At 71.8% G+C, this 17946-nt stretch carries 18 protein-coding genes; 7 read left to right on the top strand and 11 right to left on the bottom strand.

The features are described from left to right. Positions 1–37 precede the first annotated feature (37 nt). A complete protein-coding gene (locus DEI86_RS00090; RefSeq protein WP_111048490.1) occupies positions 38–1009 on the top strand; it encodes an SDR family NAD(P)-dependent oxidoreductase in 972 nt (323 codons plus the stop codon). Here the strand turns inward: DEI86_RS00090 and DEI86_RS00085 are convergent. Next, entirely contained in the window at positions 1003–1611 is a 609-nt protein-coding gene (locus DEI86_RS00085; protein ID WP_181439660.1) for a histidine phosphatase family protein, read from the bottom strand. The genes DEI86_RS00090 and DEI86_RS00085 overlap by 7 nt on opposite strands. Positions 1612–1653: 42 nt before the next feature. Continuing rightward, positions 1654–2214, bottom strand: a complete 561-nt coding sequence (locus tag DEI86_RS00080) for an MOSC domain-containing protein (RefSeq protein WP_111048488.1) — start codon at positions 2212–2214, stop codon at positions 1654–1656. A 53-nt stretch (positions 2215–2267) separates the two neighbouring features. Here DEI86_RS00080 and DEI86_RS00075 point away from each other — a divergent pair, with 53 nt between their 5' ends. The 3 genes from DEI86_RS00075 (at position 2268) to DEI86_RS00065 (ending at position 6930) form a co-directional block, all read left to right on the top strand. Then, on the top strand, positions 2268–2984 hold the full coding sequence (locus DEI86_RS00075) for a hypothetical protein (protein ID WP_146244832.1): 717 nt from the start codon (positions 2268–2270) through the stop codon (positions 2982–2984). A 117-nt stretch (positions 2985–3101) separates the two neighbouring features. Next, positions 3102–6563: an esterase-like activity of phytase family protein gene (locus DEI86_RS00070; protein ID WP_111048486.1), complete on the top strand. Its 3462-nt coding sequence runs from the start codon at positions 3102–3104 to the stop codon at positions 6561–6563. A gap of 112 nt (positions 6564–6675) precedes the next feature. Continuing rightward, entirely contained in the window at positions 6676–6930 is a 255-nt protein-coding gene (locus tag DEI86_RS00065) for a hypothetical protein (RefSeq protein WP_111048485.1), read from the top strand. Here DEI86_RS00065 and DEI86_RS00060 read toward each other — a convergent pair. From DEI86_RS00060 to DEI86_RS00040, 5 genes are all read right to left on the bottom strand, one after another. Continuing rightward, on the bottom strand, positions 6909–7310 hold the full coding sequence (locus DEI86_RS00060; protein WP_111048484.1) for a hypothetical protein: 402 nt from the start codon (positions 7308–7310) through the stop codon (positions 6909–6911). The genes DEI86_RS00065 and DEI86_RS00060 overlap by 22 nt on opposite strands. Positions 7311–7419: 109 nt before the next feature. Beyond that, positions 7420–8037 (bottom strand): hypothetical protein, encoded by a 618-nt coding sequence (locus tag DEI86_RS00055; RefSeq protein ID WP_111048483.1) that lies wholly within the window; start codon positions 8035–8037, stop codon positions 7420–7422. A gap of 38 nt (positions 8038–8075) precedes the next feature. After that, entirely contained in the window at positions 8076–8990 is a 915-nt protein-coding gene (locus DEI86_RS00050) for a helix-turn-helix transcriptional regulator (protein WP_111048713.1), read from the bottom strand. 171 nt (positions 8991–9161) lie between these two features. Further along, positions 9162–10049, bottom strand: coding sequence for an aldo/keto reductase (locus DEI86_RS00045; protein WP_111048482.1), 888 nt, complete (start codon positions 10047–10049; stop codon positions 9162–9164). A gap of 130 nt (positions 10050–10179) precedes the next feature. Further along, the gene (locus DEI86_RS00040; RefSeq protein ID WP_111048481.1) at positions 10180–11109 is read right to left on the bottom strand and encodes an NADP-dependent oxidoreductase; all 930 of its coding nucleotides are present in this window, start codon (positions 11107–11109) and stop codon (positions 10180–10182) included. Between the two features lie 252 nt (positions 11110–11361). Between DEI86_RS00040 and DEI86_RS00035 the strand changes: the two genes are divergently transcribed. Both DEI86_RS00035 and DEI86_RS00030 read left to right on the top strand, forming a co-directional pair. Then, positions 11362–12888, top strand: coding sequence for a glycoside hydrolase family 16 protein (locus DEI86_RS00035; RefSeq protein ID WP_181439659.1), 1527 nt, complete (start codon positions 11362–11364; stop codon positions 12886–12888). Between the two features lie 248 nt (positions 12889–13136). After that, positions 13137–13451, top strand: a complete 315-nt coding sequence (locus DEI86_RS00030; RefSeq protein ID WP_146244831.1) for a hypothetical protein — start codon at positions 13137–13139, stop codon at positions 13449–13451. A gap of 52 nt (positions 13452–13503) precedes the next feature. On the opposite strand, the gene DEI86_RS00025 is transcribed toward DEI86_RS00030, so the two are convergent. Further along, a complete protein-coding gene (locus tag DEI86_RS00025; protein WP_111048478.1) occupies positions 13504–14421 on the bottom strand; it encodes an NmrA family NAD(P)-binding protein in 918 nt (305 codons plus the stop codon). A 269-nt stretch (positions 14422–14690) separates the two neighbouring features. Here DEI86_RS00025 and DEI86_RS00020 point away from each other — a divergent pair, with 269 nt between their 5' ends. Then, positions 14691–15104: a BLUF domain-containing protein gene (locus DEI86_RS00020; protein WP_181435147.1), complete on the top strand. Its 414-nt coding sequence runs from the start codon at positions 14691–14693 to the stop codon at positions 15102–15104. Positions 15105–15132: 28 nt separating this feature from the next. Here DEI86_RS00020 and DEI86_RS00015 read toward each other — a convergent pair whose 3' ends face one another. From DEI86_RS00015 to DEI86_RS00005, 3 genes are read right to left on the bottom strand one after another with little or no spacing between them, the layout of a single operon-like run. After that, positions 15133–15756, bottom strand: a complete 624-nt coding sequence (locus DEI86_RS00015; protein WP_111036446.1) for a pyridoxal 5'-phosphate synthase — start codon at positions 15754–15756, stop codon at positions 15133–15135. After that, positions 15753–16538: a creatininase family protein gene (locus DEI86_RS00010; RefSeq protein ID WP_111008904.1), complete on the bottom strand. Its 786-nt coding sequence runs from the start codon at positions 16536–16538 to the stop codon at positions 15753–15755. Before DEI86_RS00010 ends, DEI86_RS00015 begins: the two co-directional genes overlap by 4 nt. Continuing rightward, on the bottom strand, positions 16535–17929 hold the full coding sequence (locus DEI86_RS00005; protein ID WP_111012442.1) for an FAD-binding oxidoreductase: 1395 nt from the start codon (positions 17927–17929) through the stop codon (positions 16535–16537). Before DEI86_RS00005 ends, DEI86_RS00010 begins: the two co-directional genes overlap by 4 nt. Positions 17930–17946 lie beyond the last annotated feature (17 nt).

Genomic DNA, 17946 nt, shown 5'->3' with positions numbered 1-17946 from the left:
ACTAGACAGAACCTGTCCAGTCGGTACAGTTGCCCGCATGCCCCTTCCGCTCATCCGAACGCGGTTCGACGCCGAGTCCACCGCCGCTGACGTCCTCGTCGACGTCGATCTGATCGGTCTGCGCGCGATCGTCACGGGCGCGTCGTCAGGACTCGGCGTGGAGACGGCCCGCGCCCTCACCGCCGCCGGCGCTGCGGTCACGCTCGCCGTCAGGAACACGTCTGCCGGCACGGCGGTGGCCGACGTCGTCGCCCATTCGACGGGCCGCCGGCCGGACGTGCGTCACCTCGACCTCGCGGATCGAGCCTCCGTGGCCGCCTTCGTGGCGCATTGGGAGGCTCCGCTGCACCTGCTCGTCAACAACGCCGGTGTGGTGACCGGGGGGCTCGAGCGGACGGCGGAAGGGCGTGAGCTGCAGTTCGCCACGAATCACCTCGGCCACCACGCGCTCGCGAATGGTCTTCGACGGTCACTCGCCAGAGGCGCCGCGGAGCGCGACGGCGCCCGGATCGTCGCGCTCAGTTCCACCGCGCACATGCGGGCGAACGTCGACCTCGACGACCTCGACTTCACCCGATCCGAGTACGATCCCCAGATTGCCTACGCACGAGCCAAGACCGCGAACTCCCTGTTCGCCGTGGCGGCGACGCGCCGTTGGGCGGACGACGGCATCGTCGCGAACGCCGTCAACCCGGGCGGGATCGCCACCGGGCTCCAGCGGAACTTCTCGGCGGCGCAGAAGGCGTCGTTGGAAGCCGCCGAAGCCGCTGGCGTGTTCGCCTACAAGACGGTCGAGCAGGGCGCCGCGACCACCATGGTCGCCGCGGCCGCGCACGAGTTCGCCCACACCGGCGGGCACTACCTCGACGACTGCCAAGAGGCCTACACGGTTCCGAACGAGGCGAGTCTCGCGGATCACCCGCACGGGGTGAAGGCGTGGGCGCTCGATCCCGACGCGGCGGATCGGCTCTGGAGGGCGTCGGAGGAGCTGACGCGCGGGCCTCACTGATGAGGATCCGCCGAGAGCGACCCAGGCAGGTGCTCCGTCGTGCCGATCTCGCCCACGTGGTAGCCGAGGGCGACGACGTCGAGACGTGTGATCGACCCGTGCGGGAGCCCCGCGAGGGCGTCGGGGCGGTGCGATCGCATCTCGTCGTCGGTGTCTCGCAGCACGTCGCGGATGATGCCGCCGTGGGTGACCACGACGAGATCACCTGCGTCGGGGAGTGCGTCGTCGATCAGGTGACGGAGCCGTGCCGCGGCGGCGCGCGACGAATCGCCGACGGCCGGAACGAGGTCCCGATCGCGCTCCGTGCGGTCCCACGCTTCTCGGAACGCATCCCACGATGCGTCGTCGACGACCGGTGGGTCGTACTCCATGCGCTCACGCGCCCGGTCGTCCACTCGAACAGGGACCGCGGGGCCGTCGATCAGCAGCGGCGTCGCGGAGTCGCGGGCGCGGCGTGCCGGGCTGATGACGATCCTCCCGATCGGCTCGGTCCGGAGGCGCCGCATCACCGCGTCGGCCTGCTGCGTCCCACGCACCGTGAGCGCTCCGTCGCGGTGCCGGACCTGCTCGCCGTGGCGGACGAGCCACACGTGCTGCAGCACCGTCGGATCCTCGGTCATCGGGAGGTCAGCCGGTCGCGGCGGTCAGACCGGACCGAGCGGCTGCAGCTCGCCGGTGGGCAGCTCGACCCGGATCCTGTCACCAGGACGGACGACCCCGCCCGCCACGACGACACTCATGACGCCGCCCTTGCGTTCGACGGAGCCGTCGTCAGCCCGCCCGAGCACCGCCCGCAGGAGACCGGGCTCGAACTCGTTGATCTGCTGGCACGGATTCCGGAGGCCCGTGATGCGGACACGAGCATCCGCGCCCAGGTGCAGCAGCGTGCCTGTCGGAAGACCGAGGAGGTCGACCCCGCGAGTCGTGATGTTCTCGCCCATCTGCCCGGGCGCGACCTGGAATCCCGCTTCCGCCACGTCGTCGAACAGCTCGGCGTGGATCAGGTGCACCTGGCGCAGGTTCGGCTGGGACGGGTCTCGTGCGACGCGAGACCGGTGCTGAACGGTGACGCCGGCATGCGCGTCACCCTCGATGCCCAGTCCCGCGACGAGCACCACCTCCTCCACCACCGGTTTGCTGAACCGATGGGCACCGTCCCTGCTCACTGCGACGACGCGAGGGTGGGTGGCGTGATCTGCGCTCATGGCTCGATCATGGCGCAGGACCGCTCGGGACGAACCCTGGCAGACTGCACGACATGCACATCGGGGGAAGGGTGCCGGCGGACCAGCCGGATCTGAAGCTGGCGATGCGTGCCGAGGCGGACGCGCTCGGGATCACCGTCGCCGGATTCGTTCCGCAACGGCATCTCGAGGACCTGGGCGTCGCCGGTATCTCGTCGCATGGCCAGGGGAGCGGCGCGGACGCCGTCACCGTCAGCGCGGCCGTGGCGCGGATGTACACGGTGTGGAAGAACCCGGACGACCGTTCGGACCCGGTGAACCTCGCCGACCTGACGTCGGAGCTGGAGGACGCGCTCGCTCGGCCGGTGGCCCCGGATCTTCCGTCCTGGTTGCTCGAGCGCCGGGAGCGGATGCGTCATCCCTCGCTGTGGGAGGCCGTCCAGACACACTGGTTCGCTCCGGGATCCGCCGCGCCCGGCGGCGACGAGCGCGATCCACGGGAGTTGCTCCGCGCCCACGTCGACCACGTCCTCCACAACCGGTTCCGAGACGAGTACGGACTCGGCGACCCCACCATGGAGCCCGGCTGGACCGAACTGGTCTCGGTCCGCGCGGTGCAGCCGCGGGTGGTCGTCGCGGACGGAACGGCGAGGGACGGGTTCACTATCGACACCGACGCGTTCGTCCTCGGGCTGGCGTTGCCACTCGACGATGGCCGGGTGATCACCTCGGTCGTGGAGCGGGACCTGCTGCCCTGGGTGACGACGGAGTTCGTCAGCGACGCAGGCTGACGCCACCGCCGTCGTTGCCGCACCGATCTCAGCGAATCCGTTCGGCCTCCTCCGCGTCACCCGGATGTCACCCGAACAGGGTTGAATGCTGCTCGTCGGGGTTCAGGGGAGAGCAGCATGCGACGTTCAATCGCAACATCGGTCGTGGCGGCCGTGGGGATCGCCGGAGGTCTGCTGACCGCGACGCCCGCGACGGCGGCGCCGTCGGCGGATCTGGTGGTCAACGAGGTGTACGGCGGCGGGGGCAACGCCGGCAGCAGCTTCACGAACGACTTCGTGGAGTTGGCGAACCGGGGATCGTCGACCATCGACCTCAGCGGTCACTCGGTCCAGTACCACGCCGGGTCCGCGACGGGCACGTGGCAGGTGACCCCGCTGAGCGGGACGCTCGCTCCTGGTGGTCGCTACCTCGTCGCCGAGGCGAAGGGCGCTGGCGGGACGACCGCGCTGCCGACGCCGGACGCCACGGGCACCATCGCGATGAGCGCCACCGACGGCACGGTCGCCGTCGTCGCGAGCCGGACCGCGCTCACCTGCGCCGACAGCGCCTCGTGCGTCAGCGCGGCGGTCGACCTCGTCGGGTTCGGCTCCGCGGCGATCGCCGAGAGCAGCCCGGCCGTCGGCGCCTCGAACACGGCGTCGGTGCAGCGGCAGGCGACGTCCGACGACGACGACAACGCGACGGACTTCGCTGCCGCTGCACCCACCCCGGGTGCGGCGAACACGGCATCGACGACGACCCCGCCGACCGGCCCTGCGCCCGAGCCGGGCACGGTCCGCATCCACGACATCCAGGGGACGTCGTTCGTCTCGCCGCTCAACGGCGAGCAGGTCACGAACGTCCCCGGCATCGTGACCGGGATCCGGACGTCGGGCAGCAGCAAGGGCTACTGGATCCAGGACCCCGACGCCGACCGCGACCCCGCGACGAGTGAGGGCGTCTTCGTCTACAGCTCCTCGAGGGCGGCGGTCGCCGTGGGTGACAGTGTCCTCGTCAGTGGCACGGTCAAGGACTACTACCCCCTCGCCTCCGGCGACACCACGGCGACCACCTCGAACCTGTCGGTCACGGAGCTCACCAACGCCACGGCGACCGTCGTCTCGACGGGGGACGCGCTGCCGGCGCCGATCGTCCTCGGCCCGACGAGCGTGCCCGACACGTCCGCTCCGGACCTCGCAGGTGGGAACATCGAGTCCACGCCCATCACGCCGACACGCTCGGCGCTCGACTTCTTCGAGTCGCTCGAGGGCATGCGCGTCGAGGTCGACGACGCCCGCGTGGTCGGGCCGAGCGACGAGTACGGCGAGCAGTACGTGACGACGAAGCCGTCCCAGCTCCCGACGACGCGCGGCGGCACGCTCCTGACCGCCGAGAACGCGATGCCGTCCGGACGTCTCGAGGTCGTCGCGGCGAACGGCAGCAATCCCCGGGTGGACGTCGGTGACGTGTTCCGTGGTGCCACCGTGGGCGAGGTCGACTACTCGCAGTACGGCGGGTACGACCTCACGGCCACGACACTCGGGTCCGTCGCGCGGGGAGGCATCACCCCGACGGTCGCGACGACCCCGAAGCCCGACCAGCTGTCGGTCGCCACCTACAACGTCGAGAACCTGGCGCCGTCGGATCCGGCGACCAAGTTCGCCGCGCTCGCGAAGGGGGTCGTCGCGAACCTGCGCTCGCCCGACATCCTGACCGTCGAGGAGGTGCAGGACGACGACGGCGCGACCGATGACGGTGTCATCGCGGCGGATCAGACCATCGCCAAGCTCACCGCTGCGATCACCACGGCTGGAGGCCCGTCCTACGCGTCCCGTGAGATCGATCCGGTGAACGACGCCGACGGCGGTCAGCCCGGCGGCAACATCCGCGTCGTGTTCCTCTTCAACCCGAAGCGCGTGAGGTTCGACGACCGCGGTCCTGCGTCGGTGAACCGGTCCACCACCGCGACCGCGGTCACCTCCTCCCACGGCGTGCCGGACGTCACCCTGTCGCCGGGGCGCATCGCTCCGACGGACGCCGCCTGGCAGAGCAGCCGGAAGCCGCTCGTGGGCGAGTTCACGTTCCGCGGCCGGCGCGTCTTCGTCATCGGCAACCACTTCGACGCGAAGCTCGGCGACCAGAACCAGGACGGCCGGTTCCAGTACCCGGCGCAGTCCTCCGCCGTGCAGCGTCAGCAGCAGGCGCAGCTCGTGCACGACTTCACGGCGCAGATCCTCAAGGTCGACGCGAGGGCCGCGGTCGTCGTGGCGGGCGACCTGAACGACCACCAGTTCAGCCCGGCGCTCGCGACCCTCACGGGCAAGCCGTTGCACGGCCAGGCCGCGACGAAGCCGGTCCTCACCGACCTGATCACCACCCTGCCGGCGAACCAGCAGTACACGTACGTGTACGACGGGATCAGCGAGGTCCTCGACCACATCCTCGTCACGTCGGGGGTCGGCACGCCGGACTACCAGGTGGTGCACCTCAACGCGGAGTTCGCCGACCAGACCAGTGACCACGATCCGCAGGTCGTCCGCGTCTTCGGGCATCATGGAGGCCCGTCCCAGGCTGTCCCGCCGGCGGCAGTGGCGCTCGGCTACAGCGACGCGCTGGACAAGCTCGTGCACAACGGGGCCGAGGTGGGCGGCCTCTCGTCGCTGGCCTACGACGGCCGGTCGCGGTCGTGGATCTCCGCCGTGGACAACCACGCGGACGACCCGTCGCGGATCTGGTTCTTCCGGGACCTCCACGATCCGACGATCACCCGCGATCCGCTGGTCCTCAAGAACGAACAGGGCGTCCCCTACACCGGTCTCACGGCGGACGACGAAGGCCTGGCGGTCCTCCCGGACGGCGACTACCTGGTGAGCTCCGAGTCGGAGCCGTCGATCCGGGTCTTCGGCCGCGACGGCGTGCAGAAGGCGCAGCTGCCGGTCCCCGGACGGTTCGCGGTGACCGGCACGACGCTGTCCGGAGCGGGGCTCGAGGGTGCGAGCGTCCCGGGTGAGGCCACCTCGAACGCAACGCTCGAGGGCCTGTCGATCTCACCGTCCGGTCACACGATCGTCGCGTCGATGGAGGGCGCGCTCTCCGGCGATGTCTCCGCCGCCGGTGACGCCACCGCCCACCGTCTGCTCGTGTACACCCGGGGGCGCTCCGGCGCGTGGGCGCTGACGAAGCAGGTCGGGTACCGCACGGACACGGGCAACCGCATCCCCGAGGTCGCGCTCGTGTCGGACGACCGGATGCTCGTCGAGGAAGCCGCGTTCTCGGCGACCGCGGGCAACTCCGCGGACCTGTACTCGGTCTCCGGTCTGTCGCGGGCCTCCGACGTGAGCGGGGTCGGGAACCTCTCGGCCGCACCGGCGTCGCGGATCCTGCGGAAGACGCTCGTCGCCGACCTCGTGAAAGGCCCCACGCTCGGCGCGACGGCGCTCGAGACCCAGACGAACCCGCTCCTCGACAACGTCGAGGGCATGGCGATCACGGGCCGCGCTGCCGGTGGGCGCGTGGGCGTGGCGCTCATCTCCGACGACAACTTCGGCGCGCTGCAGCGGACGCGGATCCTGGACCTGGCCGTGCGGCTGCCGCGGTAGCCGCGCGTCTGTGCTCGTCCGCAGCGTCCGTACGTTGCCTTCGGCGGACCAGGCACGAGAGGGTGGCCGCATGACACCTTCCGCTCGTCGTGGTCCTCGTCCAGGCGGGGGCATGCGCGTCGCGGCCGGCATCGTGTTCGTCACCGGCCTCGCCGCACTGGTGCTCGGTGGTTGGTGCAACGCGGTGACAGCGGACGACGGCGGCGGGGCGAACATCGGGGCCGGCGTGCTGATGCTGTTCGGCGGAGTCGTCGCGGCCACCGGGGCGGTCATGCTGCTCGTGATGGCCGTCGTCGCCGTCACCGCACGAACGCGAGGGGAGGCGCGGGACCGCACGCGACGCGGTCAGGACGACACGCGGTGGTAGCGGTACCAGTCCACCTGGTCCGGGTCGCCGACCACGAGGTCGAGCTCGCGATGTGCGGCTGACCCGCGAACGATCGCGGTGCAGCGGTCCGCATCGCGGTCCTTCCAGCACACGGTCTTCCACCCCCACCCGTGGCTGTCCTCGAGGGACCACCGGCCGGTGCTCGTCGAGGGTGTGGCGGGGTCGGCCCGCCGAGCCGTGATCCCGCGGAGGGGCACACCCACCAGGTGGATCGTGCCGCCGCGGTCGAACCGGATGGTGCCAGCGCCGTCCGAGGCCCACGTCCCGACGAGGTCGGCGCGGGCGAGGGTCGCGGTCGGGAGGTCGGCCGCGTCCTGGCCGCACCCGGCCACGGCGAGGACCGTTGCCAGGGCGATCACGGCCCCGACTGCTGTCCGCACTCGTCCCATCCCCAGCCCCCTCGTGCCGACGTCACACTACGGGCCCGTCGGCCACCGCCCGCGCTCGCGTGTGTGCGGCGCGCAGCGGTCAGGACCAGGGGAGAGCGTGCTCTCGCGGCGCCACGGTGGGTGCCATGTCGTGGACCGCGCTCGCGAACCCCCGGGCCCGCGCCGCCTGGACGAGCGACGTGATCCACATGACGGCGAGGAGCGCCGGGAGCGTGCACGCGATCAGGACGTCCAGGGTCCGGAACCCGCCGACGTCGCGGGTGCCCTGGTGGAGCAACTCGAGCACGATCCCGACATGCAGGAACGAGGACGTCATCACCGACACGCGCGCGGAGGTAGCGCGGTCGTTTGCGAACACGACAGCCGTGTCGAGCACAGCGGTCGGGAGGTCCTCCGGGGTCGCACGTCGGATGGCGCGCAGGACGGTCGCACGGTCGTCGCGGTCCTCGGGCGTGACCGTGTCCCACTGGTGGCGGGGGAGCCCGTGGTGCGTGATTCCGGACGGCAGGGCGCCCGCGAACGCCCCGAACCCGAGGGCGAGGAGGACGTCCTCACCGACCGGACCCGGCGTGAACAGCGCCATGAGGGCGAACGTGCCGCCTCCGGCGACGACGAGCGCCGCGAAGGCCCAGGCGGTCAGCGCGCCGAACCGCACCGATCGATCCGCCCGGATGATGCGCAGCGACGGCGAGACCATGACGCGAGTATGCACTCGTCCGGCACCGATCGTGGGGTTCATCCGGTCGGTCGGACCATGTCAGCAGACGGATCCTGGTCGATCACGAGCGCGGCGCTCCGCTCCCCGGCGTCCGCGGTGGCTGCCCAGGCCGCGAGTAGCTCCAGCGCCTGTTCCGAGGCGGAGTCCGGCAGCGTGCCGTAGACCACGAACGTCAGACCCGTGTCGGCGTTGAGGTCCAACGCCTCGTAGGTCAGCTCGAGGTTCCCGACCACCGGGTGGTGGATGCGCTTGAGGCCGCTCCGGTGCGCGCGGACGTCGTGCGTGGCCCATCGCACGCGGAAGTCGTCGCTCCGGGTCGAGAGCTCGCCGATGAGGTCGGTCAGCCCCTTGTCGTACGGGCTCCGGCCCGCCTCGGTACGGAGGACCGCCACGAGATCGGACGCGAGCTGGTCCCAGTCGGGGTAGAACGTGCGGGCACGGGGGTCGAGGAACGCGAACCGCGCGGTGTTGGGCGTGCCGATCGGGTCGATGAACAGCGGCGAGTAGAGGGCACGTCCGAGCCGGTTGCCGGCGAGGAAGTCCGACCGGCCGTTGCGGACGAACGCCGGGGCGCTCACCGCGTCGAGCATCCGCTGCACGTTGGGCCGGACGCGGTTGGTGAGGCGACGACGCCGGGCGGTGGGCGCGGCGTTCTGGGCGTGCGCGAGGTCGAACAGATGCGCGTGCTCGACCTCGTCGAGCTGCAGTGCGCGCGAGAGCGACTCGAGGACGGTGTCGGAGACCCCGCCGAGGTTCCCGCGTTCCAGGCGGACGTAGTAGTCGACGCTGACACCGGCGAGCAACGCGACCTCCTCGCGTCGGAGTCCGGTCACGCGTCGGTTGCCGCTGAACACGGGAAGGCCGGCCTGCTCCGGGGTGATGCGGCCCCGTCGGGAGGTCAGGAACTCCTTGACCTGTGTCGTCGCGTCCATGTCATCGACGGTACGACCACCGTCGGCGACCGGGGAGGTGCTGTCGGTACCCCGCGCCACCGCCAGGAGTTCACCAGCCGATCGGCGAGCGACTGGCGAGCGGCCGGTACGCGGCCGGACGGGAGGCCCGCTACCGCCGGCACCGCGCCTCCCGTCCGACCGGTCGGCGCGTCAGGCCTCCGGGATGACCCGCGCGTCGAAGCGCGAGGAGTCGCCGTCGGGGTCGGGGCCGCCCCGCCGTCCGGTGTCGAGCGCGTCGAGCCGCGCGAGCTCGTCGTCGGACAGCGCGAAGTCGAACACCGCGAAGTTCTCGGCGATACGGCCGGGGTCGGTGGACTTCGGGATCGCGTTCCGGCCCTGCTGCACGTGCCATCGCAGCATCACCTGCGCCGGGGTCCGCCCGTGCGCCTCGGCGATCGCCCCGATGGTCGGGTCCGCGAGCACGCTGACGCGCTCGTCGCCGCCCCAGCCCGGGTAGAAGGTGATGCCGCCGATCGGGGACCACGCCTGGTCGAGGATGCCGTGCTCGGCGTCGACGCGCTGGACCTCCGGCTGCGTGAAGTACGGGTGCAGCTCGATCTGGTTGAGCGCCGGCACCACCTCGGTCTGCGCGAGGAGGGACTCGAGGTGGTGCGGCATGAAGTTGCTCACGCCGATCGCGCGGACCTTGCCCTCGGCGTTCAGCGACTCCAGGGCCTTGTACGCCTGCACGGTCTTCTCGAACCGGTCGGGTGCGGGCTGGTGGAGGATGAAGACGTCGATGGTGTCGATGCCGAGCTTGCCGGTGGCCTTCTCGAACGCGTGCAGGGCCTCGTCGTACCCGTAGTCGGACGGGAACACCTTCGTCTCGATGACGATCTCGTCCCGGTCGAGGCCGGAGGCGCGGACCGCCTGGCCGACCTCACGCTCGTTGCCGTACGCAGCTGCGGTGTCGATGTGGCGGTAGCCGACGTCGAGTGCGGTGCGGACCGCGTCGACGGTGTCCTCGGGGGAACTCTGGAAGACGCCGAAGCCGATCGGCGGCAGCTCGACGCCGTTGTTGAGTGTGATCATGTCCATGACGACGACGCTAGGTCCCGCGGCCGGACCGTGACGGGGGCTGTCGTTCCCTCCCTCCGCTGCACCGAGGGGACGCTGTGCAGCGGAGGGAGGCCCCGGCAGGAGCGGGGGTGACGGGCCCCGCCGCCGCTCACGGGAGGACGATGACCTTCCCGGCGATCCGACCGGCCTCGGCTTCCGCGTGGAGCGCGGGCAGGTCGCCCAGCGGGATCCGACGGGTGACCTCGACGGTGAGCGCGCCGTCGTCGACCAGGGACACCAGTTCGGCGAGGCGTTCGCGGTTCGGCAGCACGAACACCGTCGATGCCCGCACGCCGCGGGACTCGTCGTCGGGCGTGGCCATGAACGCCGTCGTGCTGACGACCACGCCTCCGTCGCGGACGGCGGCGACGTCCGCGGCGAACTGCTCCGGGTCGATCGGTGCGAGGTTGAGCAACACGTCGAACTGGCCGTCGACGGAGGCGAGCAGATCGGCGTCCGTGTGATCGATGACCTGGTCGGCGCCGGCCGCGCGGACGGCGTCGATGCTGCGGGGGCTGGCGGTCGCGCTGACGAACACGCCGGCGCGCTTGGCGAGCTGGATCGCGTACTTCCCCACGACGCCACCGGCGCCGACGATGAGGACGCGCTGACCGGCGCGGAGGCCACCGTCGTCGAAGAGCGCCTGCCATGCGGTCAACGCGACAGACGGCAGCGCGGCTGCGTCGGGGAGCGGGATGCTCGTCGGGGCGGGGACCAGGGCCTCGGCGGGTGCGATGACGTACTCCGCCGCGCCACCGTCGCGCTCCATCGGCAGGAAGCCGATCACGGCGTCGCCGACGGCGAGCCCGTCGACGTCCTCGCCGATCGCGTCGACCGTGCCGGACACGTCGTACCCGGGCACGTGGGGCAGCGCGATCGGGATGGGGAGGAACCCGCCGCGCATCCCGGCGTCGGCCGCGTTGTAGGCGGACGCCGCGACGCGGACCCGCACCTGCCCGGCGCCCGGGGTGGGCTGCTCGATCTCGACCTCCTCGAGGACCTCGGGACCGCCGACCTCGTGGAACTGGACTGCCTTCATGGTGGACTCCTTCGCTCACTGCTTCGAACTCGAAGCGATACCAGAACCGTACACCTGCTTCGAATACGAAGCAACACTGATCCGGTCCCTGATCGCCGAATGCGTCCGGAAGCCCCCGAACTGGGCACTACGCGCGCGCCGCCGAACCTGTTGTCATGGGCAACAGCTCCGCACGTGTGCACCCGACGCACGTTCCTCTGCCCCCGTGTGACCCGACGCACGACCGCGCCGAACCACGTCGTCAGGAACGTCATGCCCCGCTCGGGATCCCGTCACCCCGTCCGCCTCCGGACCGCGACGCGTGCCTTCGCCGCGACCGTGGCCGTCGCCCTCGCCGCCCTCGCCGTGGGTGCGAGCGTCGAGCCGGCGAACGCGGCCACGCAGAACCCCGTGGGCGCGTTCGACACGGCATCGGGCGGTGCGGGCGCGGTCACCGTCGCCGGGTGGACCGACGACCCGAGCAGCGCGGCGTCGAGCAACAGCGTCACCGTCACCGTCGGTGGCACGAACGCCGGAACGCTCCGGGCCACCGGGGTCCGAGCGGACGTCGACCGGGCCAGGCATGTCAGCGGGAACCACGGGTTCTCCGGGACCCTGACCACCGCGAAGACGGGTGCGCAGTCGGTCTGCGTCACGGCGGTGAACACGGGCGCGGGGACCGACACGAACCTCGGCTGCAAGACCGTCACGATCACCGCCGCGAACCCGGTCGGCGCGTTCGACACGGCCTCGGGTGGTACGGGCACGGTCGGTGTCGCGGGGTGGACCTACGACCCGAGCAGCGCGGCCGCGAGCAACAGCGTCACCGTGACGGTCGGTGGTGTGGCCGTCGGCACCCTGCAGGCCACCGGCGCCCGTGCCGACGTCGACCGGGCCAAGCACGTCAGCGGGCACCACGGCTACTCCGGCAGCCTGACGACGTCGAAGTCCGGAGCGCAGTCGGTGTGCGTCACCGCGGTGAACACCGGCGCGGGTTCGAACACCGCGCTCGGGTGCAAGACGGTCACGATCACCGCCACGGGCACGGCACCGGCACCGGTGAGCGGCGCGAACGTCACCACCAGCCCGTCCGGGGTGGCGATGCCGAAGGGCGACGTGACGTCGAACGGTCGCGTGTGGAAGCAGGCGTACGCGCAGGACTTCACGACCCCCGCCGCGGTCGGCACGGTGCTGTCGACGTACCACGACCTGTCCGCGTACGACGGCTCGAGGGACACGTCGGGGCTCGGGCAGTACGCGCCGAACAAGGTCCTGTCCGTGTCCGGCGGCGAGCTGGACTTCGATCTGCACAGCGAGAACGGACAGCCGCTCGTCTCCACGGTCGTCCCGGACAACTACCTGCCGTTGACCACGGGCCGCGTCTCGGTCCGCTACAAGACGACGAAGACCCCCGGCTACAAGTTCGTCGGCATCCTCTGGCCCGAGGACGACAACTGGAACGAAGGCGAGATCGACTGGCCCGAGGCGGACCTGGGCGGCACCCCGCGCCCTGCCTCCGCCATCCCGGGTACCTACGCGAACGGGCGGATGAACTTCGCGCCAGCCGTCACCAAGTACGCCGGGTCCGACACGACGGGTTGGCACACCGCGACCACCGAGTGGGACCACGGCGTCGTGCGGTTCTCCTGGGACGGCACCCTCGTCGACTCCGTGACGAACGCCGTCCCGACCACCGCCTTCCGGCTCACCCTGCAGGCGGAGACCTGGATCGGTGAGGGCGCCGTCCCGGCCACGGCGACGGGACACGTGGACGTCGACTGGGTCAGCATCTGGAAGTGACGACGCTCCTGGCGGTCCTCCGAGCACGAGCCAAAGCGGTGGATTCGTCACTTTTCCTCCTCCCGCTCTAGGATCGTGACGGGCATCCGGTGGTTCCGTGTGCCCGTGGGGGAGGGCCCATGTCGATCCGTAGTGTCCCGGGGTCGATCGCGTCCGGGGGTCGGTCGCGTTCGTCCCGTCCGCGACATCCGACCCGTCCGAACGGGCAGGGACTGCCGCAGCCGGTGCAGCCGACGCTGTTCCACCGAGTGGCCGAGTGGACGCGCACGCCGGTCCCCGGTGACGCGGCGTGCGAACGGAGGGTGTGGATCGCGTTCGACGAACGGCTCGTCTCGTACTCCGAGTGCGAGGGCGAGACCTCGCACACGGCGGTGTGGTGCGTGGACGAGTTCCTCCAGCACTTCGCAGACCGCCTCGACGAGGACGACGCGTCGCGCTGGTTGCTCCCGCACCTCGAGCGGCTCGCCTCGACCGGGGGCGGCAAGGCCGCGACGCTGCGCGCGTACGCTGCGCGGCACGACGGTGCACCACCGCCGACGGTCGTGTGCGATGTCGTGCTCTGACCGCGGCCGCGCACGCGGTCCGCGGCTCAGCCGGGGCGCTCGGGAGGCCCGCTCAGGCCACGCGCGCCTCGTCCGCCGCCAGGTGGTCGGCGAGCACGTCGCGCACCGTGGTCCACGGGTACGGCCCGTAGCGGTCGTTGTCGACGTGGCGGAGCTGCGCCTGCCCGCTGAACATGCTCACGAAGTACTGCATCCCCTGCCACGCCGGGAACGTGTCCTGGTCGCTGCGGGACAGTCGGCGGACCACCTTGCTCATGACGGACAGGGACCCGGTGGTGCCGGCCCACTGCAGCCCGAAGGGCGTGCCGGTCAGTTCGGTGAGCGTGCGGGCGACGTCCCGGGCGGAGACGCGGTCGCCAGCGACCTCGACGACACGCGGGGCGTCCTCGTCGAGGGCCACGAGCGCGGTCACACGGGCGACGTCGTCCTTGGTGGTGAAGTCGAGCACCTGGTCGGGCGACGACCAGTACATGACGCGGTGGCGCCCGAACGCGATCATCGGCGCCTGCCCGGTGAGCATGTCCGTGAACGCGCCGTTGAGGACGGAGGTCGCTCGGATCGGCGCGGCGTCCACGTCCGCCGCGAACTCACGGCGGAGCTCGAAGTTGCGGTTGCTGCCCACCGCGATGCGGCGGTAGTCCGAGGAGTAGTCCGACGGGACGAACCGGGGCACGCCCGCGGCGATCGCGGCCGCGAGCAGCGCGCGCTGCGCGTCGACGATGACGGGGCGCACGCCGCTCACGGCGGAGACGACCGACTCGACACCCGTGACCGCGCGGGTCAGGGCCTCCCGGTGGGAGTACGCAGCGGCGACGACCTCGACGCGGTCGTCGGACCCGTACCGCTCGTCGGCGGCGGTGCTGCCCGGACGGGTGAGGACGCGGACCCGCACGTCCCGCTCCAGGAGCGCACGGACGATGCGGTGACCGAGGTCACCGGTGGCTCCGGCGACGAGGACGGTTCGGGTCATGGCGGTGCTGCTCCTGGTGGTCGCGCAGACGTGCCGGACGCCGACGGCGATCGACGGGACGGTGACGGCCGGAATGGTACTCGACGGGCCGCGCCGTCGGTGGCACACCCCGGAGGCTACCGCGCGGGGACCGCCGGCGCCCTGGGCCCCGAAGGCGGGGCTTGTGCGGCGGACCGCGGTGCGGATTCACTGGCGGAGCACCGTCGTGCGGCCGTGGTTCGCGGGCCGACCGGCGGATCGAGGCCGCCCCGCCCGGAATGAGGATCCCCATGCTGTCCCTGGTCTACATGAGCACGAGTGTCCGACCGCTCTCGGACGACGAGTTGTCCGCGATCCTCACCGACGCGCGCACCCGCAACACGGCGCTCGAGATCACCGGGGTCCTGGCACACCGCGACGGCCGGTTCATCCAGGTCCTCGAGGGCCCGGACGACGCCGTGCGCGAGCGGTTCGAGGTGATCCGGCGGGACCCCCGACACACGGACGTGCGGCTGCTCTGCGAGGACCCGCTCGACGAACGGGCGTTCCCCGGGTGGTCGATGGCGTTCCAGCCGGCGGACGCGGACATGACCGCGGTCGCGGGGTTCTCCGACCTGACCGTGGCCGGTCGGGACGAGCACCGGAACGCGTCGCGCGGTCGTGCCCTGGTCGAGTGGTTCCGGAAGCGTCCGTCGTTCACCTGATGCCGGTGACCGGGGGCAGGGCCCTGGATCAGCCCGCTGCGCGTGCGACCGTCCATCCGGCGTCCGTCCGGTCGTAGCGGAGCCGGTTGCTCGGTGCATCCGCGGCGCCGCGCCAGAACACCATCCGCACCGGGGTGATCGCGTAGCCGGCCCACGTGGTCGGTGGATCCAGGTCGGGGCGGTCGGCGTCGAAGGCAGCCCAGCGCGTCCGGCGGTGGTCGGCCTCGACCGCGGCGAGGTCGTCGTCGTTGAGCCAGGCGAGCACCTGCAGGTAGCGACTCCGCGCGGTGTAGGCGTCCCGGGCCTCCCGGTCGGTGACGCGCTCGACGTCGCCGGTGACGACGAGCTGCCGGGCCAGCTCGGGCCAGACGAGCGTCACGGTGGCACGGGGCACCGCGGCGATCTCGGCGGCCTTCCGGCTGCGGCTGTCGGTGTGGAAGTGCACGCGACGGCCGTCGAACAGGGACATGAGGACCGTGCGCGCGGCGGGGTAGCCGTCGAGCCCGATCGTCGACAACGTCATGGTCGGGGTCCCACCGGATCCGGGCGCCGGCAGCCAGCGCGCGGCGAGCGCGAGCGGGTCTACGGGGACGTCGTCGTCCGCGTCGGCGCCGTGGGCGAGCCCGCCGACGACGACGCCCCCGTCCGTCACCGCGGGACCGCGGGGTCGAACCGGGCGATCTCGTGCAGGGACGCGACGGCCTGGTCGAGCGACACGTCCCACAGGAGCTTCCCGTACTCGGCGCTCGCACGGCTGGCGTCCCCGACCACACCGGGCGTGCCGAAGTCGTTCGAGAGCCAGCCGAAGCTGACCGGGCCGCCGTTGAACGCGATGCGCTCGAAGTCGGCGATGTGGTCCGGCACCCAGCGGTCCGCTCGGGCGAGGTCCACGAGGTCCGGACGCAGGTGCAGGATCATCGACGTCTCCGCGGCACCGCCGTGGATGCCGAGGCCGCGCTCGTCGGCGTCCTCGCCGTCGGGTCCCGGGACACGGGCGAGCGTCGGCATGAGGAACGTCTTCAGCCCCGTCCGTCGGCGGATCTCGCGGAGCGCCACCTGGAGGAGTGCCGTGTTGCCGCCGTGGCCGTTCGCGAACACGAGCGTCCCGGCGCCCATGAGCGCGACCGCCCGCCCGATCTGGACGACCGTGTCGAACATCGTGTCGGCGTCGAGCCAGACGGTACCGGGAGCCCAGCTGTGCTCGTCGGACTTCGTGAACGCCAGGGTCGGCAGTTGCCAGACGTCGAGGCCCTCGTCGGCCGCTCGCTCGACCGCTGCGCCGCCGATGTGGTCGGCGAGCAGGAAGTCGGTGACGAGCGGCAGGTGCGGGCCGTGGTGCTCGACCGCGCCGGTCGGCTGCACGACGATGGTGTCCGGGCCGAACCGGGCGGCGACGTCCGGCCCGGGCAGCTCGGCGAGCTTGCGCGTGCTCACTTGCCGAACCCCGGGATGCCGGTCGAGGCGGCCGACGCGGGCTGCGCCGAGGCCGTCGAGCCGCCCGTCACGACGAGCGCGGGGTCGACGAGCGCGGGGTCGACGATGTGTCCGGGATTGAGCACGCCCTCGGGATCGGTCCGCTGCTTGAGCGCCACGAGGTCCTCGACGCCGTGGTCGACGTAGTATTGGTGCGGGCTGTGCACCCGCACGCCGAGGGCCTCGAGCAGCGGGTACCCGGCGTACACGTCGTCGGCCCCGGTGTACGGCGCGGTGAGCATGCCGATCGGGAACCGGTGGGCGGCCTCGATGTGGAGCATGCCGCCCGGGTAGACGCCCTCGACGTCGGCGATCCGGTCGATGAGCGCCTCGCCGCCGACCTCGACGTGGAAGTACACGGTGTCGGGCGTGTTCCGCTTGAGCCACCAGATCGGGTGGTTGTACGAGAGCATCGACACCTTCGTGGTCTGCTGCAGGCCCTCGCGGACCTCGACGACCGTGCCGCCGGCGACCTCGATGAGCCCGGTCGCGTCCTCGAGTGCGGTGGCGTCGATGATGCCGCGCAGGCTCGCCGCACCCGCCACCACGGGCGTGTCCTTCGGGAGCGTGGCGGCGATCTCGGCACGGTCCGCGCTGACGAGCCGGGGCGCGGGCGTCAGGCCGCGGAGCGTCCGGACGGCGGTCAGGGCCCGCTCGAACGTCGGGAAGCTCGCGTAGACCGCGCGCCAGTCCTGCAGCGGCTCGAGCCGGACCGTGGCCCGCGCGATGACCCCGGCGGTGCCGTAGGTGTGCACGAACGTCTGGGCCTCGTCCCCCTCGACGTGGAGGAGGCCGTCCTCACCCGGGAGCGCGATGTCGAGGGCGGTGACGAATCCCTCCCAGTTCGAGCCGTGGGAGATCGACCCGGTCCCGCCCGAGCCGCCGGACAGGAAGCCGCCGATCGTCGACTGCGCGGTGGACGGGTACATCCACAGCTGCTGGCCCTGCGCGGCCGCGGCCTGCTCCATCATCACCATCGGAGTGCCGGCCTCGGCCGTGATGACGCCGTCCCCGACCTCGACGACCGCGCGGGCACGCGAGGTGTCGAGCACGAGACCGCCGTCGAGCGGGATGCCCTGCCCGTAGTTGCCGGTGCCCTTGCCGCGCGTCGTCACCGGGACGCCGTGCCGTGCCGCCGCCTGCACCGTCTGCGCGATCGCGTCGGCACTGGCCGGGTAGGCGACGAGGTCGGCGAGGCCGAGGGGCAGCTGCTCGGTGAGGATCGGGCTCATCGTCGCCTCGTCGACCGACGCGCGCTCGCGGGTCTTCGGGTCGGCACTGACGCCGCGGTCACCGAGCAGGTCGACCAGGTCGAGCCGCAACGCCTCGAGGGCGGCGGGGGTGGCGGGCATGTGGGGCTCCTTGCTGG

It is taken from the genome of Curtobacterium sp. MCBD17_028, assembly GCF_003234875.1.
GTDB lineage: Bacteria > Actinomycetota > Actinomycetes > Actinomycetales > Microbacteriaceae > Curtobacterium.
Note: the sequence above shows the minus strand (reverse complement) of the source record. Positions and strands in the feature narration are given on the sequence as shown.